The sequence below is a fragment of the Sporanaerobacter acetigenes DSM 13106 genome (assembly GCF_900130025.1).
GTDB lineage: Bacteria > Bacillota > Clostridia > Tissierellales > Sporanaerobacteraceae > Sporanaerobacter > Sporanaerobacter acetigenes.
Genome location: NZ_FQXR01000032.1, coordinates 1 through 3,177 on the forward strand (window position 1 = coordinate 1; position 3,177 = coordinate 3,177).

Below are 3,177 nucleotides of genomic sequence, written 5' to 3' on the forward strand. Positions count from 1 at the left end.
TTATTTGTGGCTGACAAAAGAAGAATTCTTTAAGTTTATTGAATCAGACAAGTATATGCAAAGTCATAAAGAAAGAATGAGTGAATATTTAGATACAATTAGGTAAATTCTAATTTGATGAGATGACTAACTGAACATCTTTTATATACTATACATTAGCTAAAGCCTTGTACAGAGTGTGTATGGCTTTTTTATTTGAAAAAAATAGTTTTAATGTGTAAAAAGGCAATTAATAATATATAGAGAAGGTATCATGTGGAAAAATTGTGTTTAAGGGATTAAGTAGGATGAACCTTAAAAGATAAATATAATAAAATCAAAGGAAATTCATAAGAATGAAAAGTCATATTACTAAACTCGTGTAATCTTTATACAATTACACATCCTATAGAGTTGATGTAACGCTTATAGATACTGTATTAGAATCAGTCAAAAACCTATACTAAAGGTATTAGAGTAACTCTATAGGATAGTAATTAACTTGTTTAGAGATGATTAACCGAAAAAACAACCCTCTCTAAATTTACATCTAAAAACATGAAAACAAACCAAAATCATAAGGAAATCCTTAAATTCTATCTGATTCTGCATGCGGGTAACGTGTTATATAATAATGATATGAGCATAAGATGTAGATAAATAAATGGGCTTGAAGTTCTATCATAAATAGTTTCCAAAAAGGCACAAAGTAATATTTAACAAATAAAGCACATAAATATCGTCTTAATCGTTGCGCAACGATAATCAAATAACCGTTTTAAAATGCAACGATATATACAACGATTTTACATATCGTTGCAAAGGTTAAATATCTATGATAAAATTTAATTATAGATATTGGGGAGGTAATGGTTGTGGGAATGAAAGAAAAGTTTAATCTTGAATTTAAAAAGGAGATAACTAAGACATTTTTGAAAACAGTTAGTGCATATTCAAACTATAATGATGGTCAGATTATATTTGGGATAGATAATAATGGTGATTTAGTAGGAATGGATCATGTAGAAGATGAATGTCTTAGGATAGAGAATATGATAAATGATTCCATAGACCCAGCTCCAAGTTTTAAAATAGAAGTGGAAAAAATAGATGAAAAGACTATTATCATATTAAATATTATGAAAGGTAAGGATACTCCATATTACTACAAAGGAAAAGCTTATAAAAGATCAGATACTTCTACATTAGAAGTGGATAGATTTGAATTAAGGAGGCTGGCTATTGAAGGAATAAATATGGATTATGAAGAGAGAAGGTCATCATCTCAAGATTTAAAATTTAAGAAATTAGAATCTAAATTAAAAGAAAAGGCGGGAATAGAAAATATAAACTTAGATATCTTAAAAACTTTAAACTTGTATAATAAAGATGGATATTATAATATGGCAGCAGAATTATTAGCTGACGATAACAATACGGAATTTTCTGGACTTGATATAGTTAGGTTTGGAAAAGATATTAATCAAATACTATATAGGGAAACTATCAGTAAAAAATCTTTACTATCTCAATATGATAAGGCAATAGAAATCTTTGAACAATATTATCAATATGAAGAAATAGAAGGTTATATAAGAGTTAAAAAAGAGTTAATACCTAAGGAAGCCTTTAGAGAATCTTTAGCTAATGCAATAGTTCATAGGGTTTGGGATATAAATTCGTATATACAAATATCCATGTATGAAGATAGAATAGAAATAAATTCACCTGGAGGATTGCCAGAAGGTATTTCTAAAGATGAGTATTTATATGGAAATATTTCAGTATTACGAAACCCGATAATAGCAGGAGTGTTTTATAGACTAGATATTATAGAGAAATTTGGAACAGGAATAACGAGAATAAACAAAGAATATGAAGGTAGTTTATCTAAGCCAAGTTTTGATATTAGTAGAAATGGTATATGCATACGATTACCAGTTATAGATATTAATAAATTAGATTTATCAGAAGAAGAGTTTCTTATCCTTAATATATTGAAAGATGAAATAGAACTTTCAAGGGGTGAAATAGACAAAAAATTAGGATTCAATAAATCGAAGACCCTTAGAATAATAAATAACCTTGTAGATAAAAACATAATGCAAAAACTAGGTAAGGGTCCTGGAACAACCTATAGACTAAAATAATGTTTTTATTTATTAATGTACATCTGTAGATTTATATGTCACAATTAAATTGAATATAGCATTTAGTTTATAAATTTGAATTAGGGTGATTATTTGAAAAATATATTTTTTATTAATGGTACGATGGGGGTAGGAAAAACGACAACAAGCAGGGAATTACAGAGATTGCTACCAAAGTGTGCATTTCTTGATGGAGATTGGTGCTGGGATATGAATCCTTTTATTGTAACAGACGAGACAAAAAATATGGTTGAAGATAATATATGTTATATCCTCAATAACTTTCTGAGATGTTCAGAATATGAAAATATTATTTTTTGTTGGGTAATGCATGAAGAATATATTATTGAAAGTATACTATCGAGGCTTAACCTCCAAAACACTATTTTATACAAAATTTCACTAATTTGCTCTGAGCAGTCACTTGTAGAAAGAATTTCAAAAGATGTTGAGAGTGGAATTAGAAGAAAGGATGTAATAGAACGTAGCGTAGCGAGATTAAACAATTATTTATTAATGGATACTATTAAGATTGATGTATCAAATATAGATTCAAAACAGGCTGCACAACAAATTATAAATTATATATGAGAATGGAGGGTGCTCATCACCTTATGAGTCAATTCTTAAGGAAGATGAATTCTTTGAAAAATGGGATTCTAAAAAAAGAAAGTATGATAAATGAGAGATATGAATTTTACCACTATTTTATCATTTTTTTTTCATATAAATTCTTATTCTTTATCTCTAATTACAGCATTTAATCACATTCTAATTTTATTTAATTTGAAATTTTATGTAATTTTGAACCTAAATCTAAGTTAATTTTATTTGAAATTTGTGGGGTTTTAAAACAGTATACTTAAAACTAATTAAAGTTACTCAAAAACATTGCATATTAAATAGGTTTATACTATACTTTATAGTAAGAGGTGATTATTATAAAACTTACTATAAAAGAAGCAAGTGAATATTTAGGAGTTGCAAAATCAACTCTAAGAAGATGGGAATATGAAGGGAAGATAAAGCCTGAAAGGACAGCTGGAGG

Annotated in this window: 3 protein-coding genes; all 3 read left to right on the forward strand. The window is 27.5% G+C overall.

What is annotated here, in order from left to right; translation table 11 throughout:
• Nucleotides 1-860: 860 nt before the first annotated feature.
• Nucleotides 861-2,129 carry an RNA-binding domain-containing protein gene (locus BUA21_RS14375; protein ID WP_072745511.1) on the forward strand — a complete coding sequence of 423 codons (1,269 nt, stop codon included), beginning with the start codon at nucleotides 861-863 and terminating at the stop codon, nucleotides 2,127-2,129.
• A 93-nt stretch (nucleotides 2,130-2,222) separates the two neighbouring features.
• On the forward strand, nucleotides 2,223-2,720 hold the full coding sequence (locus BUA21_RS14380) for an AAA family ATPase (protein WP_072745509.1): 498 nt from the start codon (nucleotides 2,223-2,225) through the stop codon (nucleotides 2,718-2,720).
• 341 nt (nucleotides 2,721-3,061) lie between these two features.
• A partial coding sequence (locus BUA21_RS15360; protein WP_200796578.1) for a MerR family DNA-binding transcriptional regulator occupies nucleotides 3,062-3,177 on the forward strand: 116 nt, incomplete at its 3' end.